The organism is Rhizobium sp. KNZ2-6A (assembly GCF_056755475.1).
Window position 1 is genome coordinate 43949 of record NZ_JBNDIC010000045.1, and the last position, 12967, is coordinate 56915.

The 12967-nt window shown below is 59.3% G+C and carries 10 protein-coding genes and 1 tRNA gene; 9 read left to right on the forward strand and 2 right to left on the reverse strand.

The annotated features are described in order from the left end of the window. Positions 1–45: 45 nt before the first annotated feature. On the reverse strand, positions 46–1287 hold the full coding sequence (locus ACPYOP_RS25420; RefSeq protein WP_481413047.1) for an ROK family protein: 1242 nt from the start codon (positions 1285–1287) through the stop codon (positions 46–48). Between the two features lie 222 nt (positions 1288–1509). Between ACPYOP_RS25420 and xylF the strand changes: the two genes are divergently transcribed. From xylF to ACPYOP_RS25460, 8 genes are all read left to right on the forward strand, one after another. Continuing rightward, the gene (gene xylF / locus ACPYOP_RS25425) at positions 1510–2550 is read left to right on the forward strand and encodes a D-xylose ABC transporter substrate-binding protein (RefSeq protein ID WP_481413048.1); all 1041 of its coding nucleotides are present in this window, start codon (positions 1510–1512) and stop codon (positions 2548–2550) included. 291 nt (positions 2551–2841) lie between these two features. After that, positions 2842–4155 (forward strand): sugar ABC transporter permease, encoded by a 1314-nt coding sequence (locus ACPYOP_RS25430; protein WP_481413056.1) that lies wholly within the window; start codon positions 2842–2844, stop codon positions 4153–4155. A 15-nt stretch (positions 4156–4170) separates the two neighbouring features. Beyond that, the gene (locus ACPYOP_RS25435; RefSeq protein WP_112340578.1) at positions 4171–4953 is read left to right on the forward strand and encodes an ATP-binding cassette domain-containing protein; all 783 of its coding nucleotides are present in this window, start codon (positions 4171–4173) and stop codon (positions 4951–4953) included. 161 nt (positions 4954–5114) lie between these two features. Continuing rightward, positions 5115–5188, forward strand: a tRNA-Arg gene (locus ACPYOP_RS25440). Positions 5189–6088: 900 nt separating this feature from the next. Next, positions 6089–6940 carry a HamA C-terminal domain-containing protein gene (locus ACPYOP_RS25445; RefSeq protein WP_481413049.1) on the forward strand — a complete coding sequence of 284 codons (852 nt, stop codon included), beginning with the start codon at positions 6089–6091 and terminating at the stop codon, positions 6938–6940. Further along, on the forward strand, positions 6937–9030 hold the full coding sequence (locus tag ACPYOP_RS25450) for a DEAD/DEAH box helicase (RefSeq protein WP_481413050.1): 2094 nt from the start codon (positions 6937–6939) through the stop codon (positions 9028–9030). Before ACPYOP_RS25445 ends, ACPYOP_RS25450 begins: the two co-directional genes overlap by 4 nt. A gap of 95 nt (positions 9031–9125) precedes the next feature. Beyond that, positions 9126–9761: a hypothetical protein gene (locus ACPYOP_RS25455; RefSeq protein WP_481413051.1), complete on the forward strand. Its 636-nt coding sequence runs from the start codon at positions 9126–9128 to the stop codon at positions 9759–9761. 497 nt (positions 9762–10258) lie between these two features. Beyond that, positions 10259–11944 (forward strand): flagellin N-terminal helical domain-containing protein, encoded by a 1686-nt coding sequence (locus tag ACPYOP_RS25460; RefSeq protein WP_481413052.1) that lies wholly within the window; start codon positions 10259–10261, stop codon positions 11942–11944. On the opposite strand, the gene ACPYOP_RS25465 is transcribed toward ACPYOP_RS25460, so the two are convergent. After that, complete coding sequence (locus tag ACPYOP_RS25465; protein WP_481413053.1) at positions 11928–12518, reverse strand: recombinase family protein; 591 nt, start codon at positions 12516–12518, stop codon at positions 11928–11930. The two genes, ACPYOP_RS25460 and ACPYOP_RS25465, sit on opposite strands and share 17 nt — an antisense overlap. Positions 12519–12552: 34 nt before the next feature. On the opposite strand from ACPYOP_RS25465, the gene ACPYOP_RS25470 reads away from it, so the two are divergent. Next, a partial coding sequence (locus ACPYOP_RS25470; RefSeq protein WP_481413054.1) for a hypothetical protein occupies positions 12553–12967 on the forward strand: 415 nt, incomplete at its 3' end.

Genomic DNA, 12967 nt, shown 5'->3' on the forward strand with positions numbered 1-12967 from the left:
CAGGTGCGGCCGGTCGCACGGCCGCACCTTGCCTGTCGCGGCGTTTCAACCGGCCCGGTCGCGCAATTCCACGACCGAAGCTCCCCGTCTCACGATGTAATTGTCGATGATCGAAAATGCGCGGTTCAGATGCCCTTCGAAGACGAGCGTCGGCTCGTCGACGATGACGCGCAGCTCCGGCATGCCCTCCATGCGCACGACGTGCGATTCCGCCAGCCCCTCGATTATGCCCTCGATCAGCAGATCGTAATAGCGCACGCCCGGACCGGTGATGACGATCGGCATCCGCTCATGCAGGCTCAAGACGCGCGAAAGGCCGTTGCCGAGCGCCAGGCCGGCCTGGCGGAAGGCCAGCACATTGCGGCGCCCGCCATGCCGCGCACTCGCCGCGATCTTGTCGAGTTCGGCAATCGGAACGAACTTCGCCGGGATGGTGTCGAGCGGCACGTCGAAAGCCGTGCGCAGCATGGCGTAGAAACCCGCATAGGCCTCGATGCAGCCGCGCGCGCCGCAGCGACAGAGACCGCCGCCGGGCACATGCATCATATGCCCGAAATTCGGCGCCGATATATGATGATTGCCTTCATGATCCCGGCGCACGATTCCGAGCCCGATACTATGGCCAAGCGACAGGGCCGCCATTGCGCGGAATTCGCCATGCGTGCTGATTTCCTCCTGCCTCCCGAGGGCAGCGGCCACCAGCAGCGTTTCGTTGCCGAGAATGACTTGCGCCGACCATTCGTCGCGAAGCACGGCGGCAAAATCGATTTCCTCACGCCCGAAGATCGGCGACCAGCGCAGCACCGGCCCGGACGCATCGACGAGCCCCTTGCTGCTGATCGAGATCATCAGCACCTTGTCGCGCGCCAATTGCGAGCGGGTGACGATCCGGTTCAGCGCATCCCGCAGGCCGGCCACGAAGCGGTCGACATCGACGACATTCTGCTGCCTGTCCTCGGTGAAGCGGTCGATCAGGCGGCCGGTATAATCGACAAGGGAATATTGCACGGCATCCGACGAGATGACGACGACGATCAGATAGCCGCAATCGCGCCGCTGCGAAAACAATACACGCGGCCGGCCGCGGCCGCTGGCGGCCTGCTGCTCCGCCTTTTCGATGATCTGCGCCCGCTCGAGATCGGCCGTGATGACCGATACGGTCGCGGAGGAAAGCTTCGTGAAATCAGAAAGCTCGGTATGGGCGAGCGGACCGTGCCGGCGCAGCGCCGACAAGACCAAAGCGCTGTTCTTTTGACGGACCAATTCGGTGCTCGATTTGGCCAGCATCGGCAAGCTCCCCGCTCATCAACCCTCCCCTTCCGCAGCCCTGATAGCTCATGTCGGATGACCGATGAAAGCCGGCTATGCGGGTGTTGACAGTTGAAAAAATCTCTGACACTAAATTTCTCGACTGTCGAGAAAAAAATCCAAAGCTTTTCTCGCCAGCATTTTCGCCGCGGCCGACGGGAGTTCAGGATACGTGCGGTCGCATTCAATCGGGAGGATTACATGAAAGCTTTCATCAAGCTGGCAGCGGGCGCGGCCATCGTTTTGACCATGCAGACGACCGCCTTCGCCAAGGATCTCGTCGTCGGCGTTTCCTGGTCGAACTTCCAGGAAGAGCGTTGGAAGACGGACGAAGCAGCCATCAAGAAGGCGCTTGCGGCAGCCGGCGCCAAGTACATTTCCGCCGACGCTCAGTCGTCCGCTTCCAAGCAGCTGACCGACGTCGAGTCGCTGATTTCCCAGGGCGCCAATGCCCTCATCGTCCTTGCGCAGGATTCCGACGCCATCGGCCCGGCCATTGAAAAGGCCGCCGACGAAGGCATTCCGGTGGTCGGCTACGACCGCCTGATCGAAAATCCGGCCGCCTTCTACATCACCTTCGACAATAAGGAAGTGGGTCGCATGCAGGCTCGCGACGTGCTGAAGGCAAAGCCGGAAGGCAACTACGTCTTCATCAAGGGCTCGTCTTCGGACCCGAATGCCAACTTCCTATTCGCGGGCCAGATGGAAGTGCTGAAGTCCGCCATCGACGCCGGCAAGATCAAGAATGTCGGCGAAGCCTACACGGACGGCTGGCTGCCGCAGAACGCGCAGCGCAACATGGAGCAGTTCCTGACCGCCAACAACAACAAGGTTGACGCGGTCGTCGCCTCCAACGACGGCACGGCCGGCGGCGCAGTCGCAGCACTCGACGCCCAGGGCCTCGCAGGCTCCGTGCCGGTTTCCGGCCAGGACGCCGACAAGGCCGCTCTGAACCGTATCGCGCTCGGCACGCAGACCGTTTCGGTCTGGAAGGACTCGCGCGAGCTCGGCAAGCGCGCCGCTGAAATCGCGCTCTCTCTTGCCGGCGGCAAGACCCAGGATCAGATCGAAGGCGTCCAGACCTTCGATGGCGGCCCGAAGCACGTTGCGATGAAGTCGGTCTTCCTGACCCCGATCCCGATCACCAAGGACAATCTGAACGTCGTCATCGACGCCGGCTGGATCAGCAAGGCTGAAGCCTGCCAGGGCGTCAAGGCCGGCAGTGTCGCTGCCTGCAAGTAAACACTTGGCTGACGGGTTGACCCGAAGATAATACCGACGCCGCAAGGGGCTCTCCGTTGCGGCGTCGAATGCGGATAAGGGGCCTGCAACTCCACCCAGAATGGAGACGCGAGGCTTCCCGCATGTGTTGCGTCATCGCATATCCGATCGGCTTGCCGGATGGCGGTCGTGGAACCGGGGAAACCCGGCTGGGCGAGCGATGACGTCTATTGTGACCAGCGCGGATACTGCCCAGCGATCAACGAGAAACATTCGCGGGCCTGCGCCCAACAGTGGGAGAACGGCAAAGCGATGGCCGACCTGACGCATTCCACAACATCGAGCGGTCCGCGCAATGCAGAGGAAGGCGTCATCACGCGCTTCCTGCGTGCCACCGAAATCGATACCCGCCTGCTCGGCATGGTCGGCGCACTGCTGATCATCTGGATCGGCTTCGACCTTTATACCGGCGGCCTGTTCCTGACGCCCCGAAATCTCTGGAACCTTTCCGTTCAGACCTGCGAAATCGCCGTGCTCGCCACCGGCATGGTGCTCGTCATCGTCACCCGCAACATCGATCTTTCCGTCGGCTCGCTGCTCGGTTTCGTCGCCATGGTCATGGGCGTCGTCCAGGCGAAATATCTGCCGGCCTATCTCGGCTTCGACAGCTCCTGGACCTGGGTCATCACGCTGATCTGCGGCCTCGCCGTCGGCACGCTGCTCGGCACCTTCCAGGGCGTGATCATCGCTTTCTTCAATGTCCCCTCCTTCATCGTTACCCTCGGCGGCTTCCTCGCCTGGCGCGGCCTTGCCTGGTATGTCACCAGCGGCCAGACGGTTGCCCCGCTCGACGCGACCTTCCGCATCATGGGCGGCGGCGCGGAAGGCTCGATCGGCGCGACATGGAGCTGGATCCTCGGCGGGCTCTCCTGCCTGTTCATCGTTTTCGGCATCATCGGCGGACGCCATCAGCGCAAGCGCTTCAACTTCCCGCGCCGGCCGCTCTGGGCGGAATATTTCCTCGCTGCTCTCGGCTCGGCCCTCGTCCTCGTGACGATCTACGTCTTCAACATCTATTACTGGCCCATCGGCATCGCCAAGAAATACGCGACCGAGCACAATATTCCCTGGCCGGAAACCGGGCTCGATATTCCCTACGGCATTGCCGTGCCCGTGCTGATCGCCGTCGGCATCGGCATCATCATGACCTTCATCGCCACCCGCCTGCGCTTCGGCCGCTATGTCTTCGCGATCGGCGGCAACCCGGAAGCGGCCGAACTCGCCGGCATCAAGACCCGCTGGGTGACGGTGCGCATCTTCGCGCTGATGGGCCTGCTTGCGGCGGTTGCCGCGGCCATTTCCACGGCCCGCCTCAACGCCGCCGCCAATTCGCAGGGCACGACCTACGAGCTTTTCACCATTGCCGCGGCAGTCATCGGCGGCACCTCGCTTGCCGGCGGCAGCGGCACGATCGCCGGCGCCATGCTCGGCGCCCTGGTCATGCAGTCGCTGCAATCGGGCATGGGGCTCGCCAATGTCGACACGCCGATCCAGAACGTCGTCGTCGGCGTCGTCCTGGTCATCGCCGTCTGGCTCGACATCGTCTACCGCTCGCGCGCCAAGTAAAAGGAATTCTGAACCATGACGGATCAAACCACTCCGCTTGTGGAAATGAAGAACATTTCCATCTCCTTCGGCGGCATCCACGCGGTGGACAATGCCTCGGTGGATCTCTACCCCGGCGAAGTCGTCGCACTTCTCGGCCATAACGGCGCCGGCAAATCGACGCTGATCAAGATCCTCTCCGGCGCCTACAAGCGCGACAGCGGCGATATCCTGATCAACGGCGAACCCGCCGATATCCGCACCCCGCGCGACGCCAAGAAATACGGCATCGAGACGATCTACCAGACGCTCGCCGTCGCCGACAATGTCGACGCCGCCGCCAACCTCTATCTCGGCCGCGAGCTGCAGACCCGCTGGGGCACGCTCGACGACGTCGCGATGGAAGCCAAGGCCCGCGAAGTCATGGGGCGCCTCAACCCCAACTTCAAGCGCTTCAAGGAACCGGTGAAGGCCCTTTCCGGCGGCCAGCGCCAGTCGGTCGCGATCGCCCGCGCCATCCTCTTCGATGCCCGCATCCTGATCATGGACGAGCCGACCGCGGCCCTCGGTCCCCAGGAGACGGCGCAGGTCGGCGAGCTGATCAAGCAGCTAAAGAAGGAAGGCATCGGCATCTTCCTCATCAGCCACGACATCCACGACGTCTTCGACCTCGCCGACCGCGTCTCGGTCATGAAGAACGGCCAGGTCGTCGGCCACGCCCGCACCGAAGACGTCACCAAGGACGAAGTGCTGGGCATGATCATCCTCGGCAAGGTCCCCCCGAAGGCCACCCCCGGCCCCGGCGCGATGAAAGAATAAGCCGATACGGCCACCGAAAACGAGGCCGCGCGCCAAAAGCCCGCGGCCTCCCCCATCAAAACGTCCGATCTCACGCTTTCCTGAATTTTCCGCATTGAAGCCAAGCGCTTCCTAGGCTAAGAACCAGCCATCGGACAGGCGATTCAAAACCGCCAAGGCATGCACCCGTAGCTCAGCTGGATAGAGTGTTGGATTCCGATTCCAAAGGTCACAGGTTCGAATCCTGTCGGGTGCGGTTCCGATCCCCTCTCTGTGTCGCCACATAAACGCGAACTGACGCCACTGCTTCGCGGATTCTCGACACCATAAGTGCGAACTGGACCATCCGGAAGGGCCGTTTTCGGCGTAAATTGGCAACTTTCATTCCTCGTAAAGCGGCGACCGCGGACGCCGCGACCAATCACCGGCCTTCGCGACAGTGTGTCGAGGCGCCATGCAAGGGAGAAGCGTGGCGTGAACGCAACCGTATTCCGGCAGCATCTCCTTGATCACTCCGCGCGGCCTTGTCTCGTACAAACATCGCTCGGAACCCGCCACGTCCGTACCGAATTCTCTCCCCACTCCCCCAATCCACACCTCATTTATAATTGTTGACAAGCTTCTGAAGCCCCCAAAAAGGTGCCAAAAGAGGCCCCATACACGCCTTGCGGAATTATAATAACCGATCGGTTAATGCCCCAAAAAACACCGTAAAACTCGAAAACTGCGCTTGTATAGCGCGTTGACATCGGCATTTCTGGATACCATCTCGCAACAACGCATGAGTATATGGCCCAAAGACCAGAGGTACGAAACTGTATAAAATACTATCGTTACGTTATGGTGCTTGGATATACGAGGTTAATACTCAGTCGAGATTTTCTCGGAATGGATTCATCGACGTGTCCTTCCGCTGCTTCCGAAGATGCGTTTGAGCGAACACAGGACTCAGTCCTATGCGCCATGGGTACATGAATCCTTGAGACGCCCCCGCTCTGATCAAGATCCGACGCCATGTCCTTCAGGGCGCAGCTTTGCTTTTCCGGATGTAATGACGGTTTTCGTGCAACTTCACGACCGCAGATCATGTGTTGAGAGGTCAACTCATGATAGCATTACGCAGTGATTCTTATTTTCTGATCTTACAGAGACTGTTGTGACGAAGTACTCGATCAAGCCGAACAGACTGCTCAGACACGTTCTTCAGATCGATATTCCGTTCAACCACGACAGTTACTGCGCAGGCTTCGAGCTCTCTGCGTGGCGCTGCGACGCACTCGCGAGACACCTGATCGAGTGGATCATGGACTACGCGCTCAAGGAAGACGAACTCGATGTCAATCACTCGAACTCGTACGTCAAGATGCAGCAGGCGGCCGTGCGTGTCTACACGAGCGAGAAATACAAGCGGCGGGGAGAGATTGGCGAAATCTTGCTGCATGCGATCTGCCGTGACTTCTTCGATACGATTCCGATCGCGCCGCGGGTGTTCTATCTGACATCCTCGAACGACGTCGTGAAGTCGTTCGACATGGCACACGTCCGGTACCTCGGCGACGGCAAGTTCGAGCTCTGGCTTGGCGAAGCGAAGTTCTACGAGACCGGATCGGAGGCGGTCGCAGCCGCCATCGAATCCGTCGAGACCCATATTGAACAAGGATTCCTCAAGAACGAGAAACTCATCATGGGGCCGCAGATCTCGAAGGACATCGAGCACCACGCGGAAATCCGGGCGCTCTTCGCAAGTGAAACGTCAATCGACGATCTGATATCGGCTGCGGTGTTTCCCATCTGCATTGCCTGTGAAAGCCCAGCCGCTGCCGAGCACAAGAAGCTCGATGACGCCTACATCGAGGCGCTTAAGCCCGAGCTGAAGGCGCTTGCCGACAAATTGGAGCAATCCGGGTTGCGGCAGAAGATCCGAATACTGCTGATATACGTTCCGCTCGGATCCAAATCGGCCCTTGCGGATGCATTCGACAGGAAGCTGAAGGGATTGTCCGCATGACATTCGAGGCGGTTAACTGGGCAGAAGTAGGTCGGGCATCCGGTGACGACCTCAAACGAAGCGTCTTCCGACTCTTAAGGAGTGCTTCTGCAGCCATCAATGGCGAAGATCGCGAGGACCCCAAACTGCTGGAAGTCGTTCCCCGGCTTGCCGATCTCATCGCAACCAGGCCCGAACTCAACAGCTTCCGGGAGCCCTACAGTGCTTTGGCCCGGTCGACTGGCCTATGGAACTACATCGACAAGAGTGCCGCCGATACTTCGGATGCAATCGTTGCGGAAGCCGTCACCGCGGACGAGTTGGGTGTCACGTTCCACAGGGAACAGATCGCCGTCCTGAACGATCTCCTCGCGGGCCGCAATGTGATCCTGAGCGCTCCCACGAGTTTCGGAAAGAGCCTGCTGATCGATGCGCTTCTGGCTACCGGCACGTACAAGAGGATTGCGATCGTTCTACCGACCATCGCACTTCTCGACGAATTTCGCCGGAGGCTGCGCAGACGCTTCCGAGGACGTTTCGATGTAATTATGCATCCTGGAGACGTTGTCCGCGACGGCCCTACAATTTTCCTTGGAACACAGGAGCGTCTCCTGAATCGGAACGACCTCGGTTCGCTCGACCTCACGGTCGTCGACGAGTTCTACAAGCTGGACTCGGATCGCAAGGATGAGCGGAGTGCGTCCCTCAATGCTGCCGTCTACAGGCTCCTGGCCCGATCACGGCAGTTTTTCTTCCTCGGCCCGAACATCGACACGGTCCGCGTTTCTGGAGGCGGACGATGGCAGTTCAACTTCATCCGCACGCGCTTCGCGACTGTAGCCGTGGATACCTTCGATCTTCGAGGAAGCGAGGACAAGCACGAGCGGCTTCTGGAAGAGATCGGCAAGGATGAAAACTGGCCTGCTCTCGTATTCGTTTCCAGCCCCGACAAGGCGAACGCGTTGGCATCGGAGGCGGCTGACGAGATGGCCGTTAGTGAGGGCCGTGGAGAGTTCGCCAGTTGGCTGGCGGAAAACGTGGGCGGCCGATGGTCGGTGGTCCGCAGCGTACGGTTCGGCTTCGGTGTCCATCATGGGAGGATACCAAGGGCGATCGCCTCACACATGGTCCGCCTTTTCAATACCGGATATCTGCCCGTTCTGTTCTGCACCTCGACGCTGATCGAGGGCGTGAACACCGCCGCGAAGACAGTGCTGATCTACGACAAGTCGATCAACCGCGCCGACTATGACTTCTTCACATTCTCAAACATCAAAGGAAGAGCGGGACGATTGGGGGAGCACCATGTCGGGCGCGTATTTCTCTTCAACGAGCCGCCAGCACAGGTAGAGATGGAAGTGTCACCGACCGTTTTCTCCGACGATGACAACGCGCCTGATGACTACGTGGTGTTTCTGGACGACGCCGATCAAACGGATGTGGTGGAGGATCGCATCGCGGCGCTGAAAGACAGTCTTGATCTCGACCCCGCCGAACTGCGGGTTGCGGCATCTGTCGGGCTGGAGGTCGTCGCCGAGATAAAACGGAACGTGGAAAACAGACTGCGCTTCAGCAGCACGCTGGCATTCCGAGGCTTCCCTACCTACGACACACTGAAGATCCTCGTGAACGTCATAGCCCAGGTGAAGAGGGTCAGCGAGTATGGGGCGAAATCAGAATCGCAGCTCGCTCTTCGAATAAATCGCCTCCGTCGGGCGAAGACAATCAAGCAGTTCCTTCGCGAGCACGATGACACGCTGCAAGAAAAGGAGCAGGATTTCGACCTTATCTTCAAATTCCTTCGAGCGTGTGAATATGGCCTGCCCCAGATCATTTCGATCATCGAAATCTACGTGAAGCGAAAGCATCCTGACGCTGACTACCACTTTTTCCTTCGGGAGCTGTCTAGGTGGTTCCGCGCCGAAGAGCTCAAGAACCTAGATGAGGAAGGCGTACCGATTCAGATTACGGAACGCTTCCACAGGGGGAATGACACCTACGCGTCGCTCGTGGACAGACTTTCGAGAGCCGTGACGACCAAGTCGCCCGACCTCTCCGACTTCGAGAGAGCTTGGGTTGCCAATGCCTTGGATATACCGCTTCCCGCCTAGCAGTCCTCTGTCCGTTTCGGACAACTCGAAAAGTCCTCGTCCTTTTCCGTTCGATCTGTTTCGCTTGAGACAGGTTCAAAACGGAGACAAACCAGATGCCACAGCGCAAAGCGAAGATTGCAGAAGACAGAGTTCTTCGAGGCTATGATGACGACAAGACGTTGCTTGAGATGGGACTGGGCCTGATCCAAGGCAGATATCAGGACGTGACCGATGCTGCACGCTCGATCGGCGGCAACGACGAGTCCAACATCCATCGCCTCCGCCGGAAGTTTCGCGAGGGTGATTATCATCAGAAGGCCCTGGAAAAGTACACGGAGGATGTCATCCGGAGCCGAGGGCTCGCAGTCAGGCCGCAGTTCTCTTCAGCAGACGACTTCAGGACTTGGTTGATCGGCGGGCTAGGCACGTTGATCGATGGCTACGCCGAATATGGCCGCATGGTGGGAGCGCAGTCGGATTGCGACGGCGACCAGTTCCTCTTCGAGGATTACCTGCACGATTGGGATCGTCACTTCAATTCCCGGCAAGCCGCCGAGCAGCTCCTGGGATCGGTCGTTCCGGCGATCCACAGCTTCCTCGAAGGCAATCTTATCATGAAGGAGCACGGGGGCCGATCCCAATGGAATTTCCGAATTCTACCCAGTTATGCATGTCGTAATGGAAATCGATCCAGGAAAGCCGCTATCACCAAACGTGTCCCTCATCGAGACCGAGCCCGGCGTAAATAAGGGTGATCATCTCACCATCGTCTACAAAAATCCGACAATTCGCGATGCACGGTGGCTAGGTGCGGAAGCGCGGCGGTATGAGTCCTTCAGAGTGGAGCATGATGGACACTGGTTGAAGGATCGCATGTGGAAATGGCCCGCGGAAGCAGGCGTTCAGAAACCTACGGTCACATGGGACGAACAGCCTGAGGTTTCGCTCATGGTTCGGTAATCTGCGGGGCCGCTTTGCGGTCTTCGTCGGCCGGAGGAAGTTGATCGCGGAGGCAACTCCGTGTCCCGCGCGGGGATCGAGTTGCTTCCTCCGGCTATCAAGTGCACGGTCCCAGGAAACAATTTCTGTTTGAGCATATTATCCGCAGTTGCCTTGTAATCGGGTAGTTTCCCCATGCAATTCTGCCAGGTTCGTTAACCTCGCCCCAACATGTTCTGACTGCGGGGTTACCGCATTCCGGTACATGACGATGCCGATTTAAATCGATCCATCCAATGGCATGGTCATGACAAGTATCCTGACAAATACAAGTGCGATATCCTCCGTCGCGATCATGAAGGCTTCAAGCAAGGACCTCGCCCGCTATCAGAACCAGGCGTCCAGCGGGTTGCGCATCGGTGCCGCGTCGGACAATGCAGCCTATTGGTCCATCTCGACGACGATGAAGTCCGACGCAAAGGCCATCGGCGCCGCAAAGGATGCCATGGCGCTCGGATCCGCGAAAACCGATACGGCGTATGCCGGGATCGAGTCCGCCATCGACATCGTCAGCGCTTTCAAGGCAAAGCTTGTCGCGGCAACGGAAGCTGGGGTCGACAGGTCCAAGGTTCAGGACGAACTCGACCAGCTCGCGCAGCAGGCAGTCTCAGTCTCCATGTCGGCGAGCTTCAACGGCCAGAACTGGCTGTCGACCAACATCGAGGATATCTACGACACGGACAAGAACACCGCGACTGTTGTGTCGGGGTTCGTCCGAAACGGTTCAGGCGTGCAGGTGACGACCGTCCCGGTCGACCTGTCGCAGATCACCCTCTTCAACAGCACCGGTGGCGGACTCCTGCAGACGGACGACCGGAGCACAGGTACTATCGGCGGCCTGCGCAATACCGACACCTTCACCAATGGCGGCGGGGCGCTGCTGGACTTCACGTTCAACGGCCCCCTCGTCTTCACCGACGACACCACGGCAATCACGTTCAGCATGGTTCTCGATGCGGATGATCCGTCCAACACACCGTCTCCTGGTGCTGGAACGACGGTCAGCGTCACGATCAACCGATCCCTTGTCGATGACGTCTATCCGACACTGAACGGGGTCATTTCGACCCGCGATCAATTCGCGTGGGTCATGAGGAAGGCGCTCACCCCGGTCGGCGTGCAGTTCGCCATCGACGGCACGACCAACGGCTTTTCGCTGATCACCGCGGAAACCTCGGGCCTTCCCGGCTCGTCCATCCAGGTCACGAGCGTAAGCTCCACATTGGCCAGCGGAAGCACGGGCGGGCTCACCACCACTGGAACGGCCTACGGCAACCGTCCCAAACTCATCAGCTTCTTCGACGGCCCCTTCAACGTGCACAGCTCGGCCGTTCTCTACCTTCCGGTCACCGTCAACGGCACGTCGACGACCGTGTCGATCGACCGCACGGCCGTCGACAACGCACTCGGAACAACCGACGGCATCATCTCGTCGGCCGACGATCTCGTGACGATCCTGAACGCAGCGATGACAGCCCAGAACGTCGGCGTGAAAGCGTCGAACCAGGGCACGTACATCCTCTACGAGATCGATGACACCGTTCATCCGGAGGCGGGCAGCAAGACGTCCTTCGGCATCGGCCCTGCCTACGACAACCTCGGAAATGTTCCCGACTTCGGCCTTCTCGACGTCGACATCACCTCGGGTTCGGCAAACATCGGCTACTACCTGAGCGGTGTGGAGTCGATGCTGCGCAAATTGACTGTCGCAGGATCCACGCTCGGATCGCTGCAGAAGCGCACCAGCCTTCAGGATCAATTCGCAGGCAATCTGATCGACAGCATCAATTCCGGTGTCTCGAAGCTCGTCGATTCCGACATGGAAGAGGCATCTGCGCGCATGAGTGCCTTGCAGGCGCAGCAACAGCTCGTACTCAAGGGCCTTCAAATCGCGAATTCTGAACCCCAGGCCATCCTCAGCCTGTTCCAGTAGCTGAGCTCCTGCATCCTCGTCCAAGGCGCTCCACTCCTCGGGCAATTGTCCTGGGATGAACATTGTACCGACTGGCGATATCCCGGACTGCGGCACCTGCCCCGAGAGCAGCACGGATTTCTTCGCACTGAGCGTCGGTCAGCGCCCGCCGCCTTCCCGGTCGCTTTCCTCGTGCTCTCGCGGCTTCGAGGCCCGCCATGGTGCGCTCGCGGATCAGCGATTTCTCGAATTCCGCCAGCGCACCCAGGATGTGAAAGACCAATTTGCCGCCGGCAGAGGAAGTGTCGATGTTCTCCGACAGAGAGCGAAACTCAATTCCTCGAAGCCGCAGCCGTTCGACCACTGCGAGCAGATGGCTGAGCGATCTGCCGAGACGGTCAATCCTCCAAACGACAAGCGTGTCGCCTCTTCCCAAGGACTTGAGAGCCCTATCCAGTCCACTGCGTTTTCTATCCGTGCCTGACACGCCATGATCCTCGAGGATGCGAATGCAGCCGGCCGCCCGAAGTGCATCCCTCTGCAAGTCGAGGTGCTGATCGACCGTCGATACCCTTGCGTATCCAATCCTCGCCATTGAATCTTTCCATGCCTGTCCGCCCCAGGTCGCCTTGACAGAAACGAACGGTTTCGCGGAGCAGGCATTCGGGAAGGCGGAGAAATCATTATCGACAACAATGACAACGGGTTACGCATGGAACAAAACGGCTCGCCATGTCGTGACAAAACCGTTCGTTTCTGTCGTCAAAAGATGGATTCCGTACTGCCGATCCTGCCTGGAAGCGGCAATGAGGCCACAGGCGACCTTCAAGCAAATTTCCCGGTTGCTCATGGATTCCTGGATTTCCAGTCCCGATGGCCTTGGCAGCCCGGAAGGCATCTACGCCCCGGTTCTTGGGATGCTGCGGCCCAGCATGATCCTGCTCGTCGTGGACACCGGTTCAAGGAATACTCGGGACTTCCGCATCGAGTTCATCCAAACCTATGGTCTGCCGTCTGGGTTTGCCGACATGAGACTGTTGCAGC